A 229-nucleotide genomic window follows, 5' to 3' on the forward strand; every position below is an offset into this window, starting at 1 on the left:
GCGCATCATTGTGCCGGGCATCAGTTCCGTCGAGCGGATGGTCGCCTAGGCGTTGCTCGATGCCGGACGCCATGTTGCCGAGCATCTCACCCGAGGACTGGACGCCGGGCACCGCCAACTGCTCGACGCCCTTCTTTTGCCTCATGCCGGCACGAACCAGCGCGATCTGGCCTGGGTGCGGCAACCACCCGGCAAGCCGGGCCGCAAGACGTTTGCCGCCATCATCGAG

At 66.4% G+C, this 229-nt stretch carries 1 pseudogene; it reads left to right on the plus strand.

Features of this window, described 5'->3' with window-relative positions:
- A pseudogene (locus AC0CH8_RS19230) lies at positions 1-229 on the plus strand (hypothetical protein); the annotation flags it as partial.

Source organism: Sphingomonas sp. AC435, from assembly GCF_979253005.1.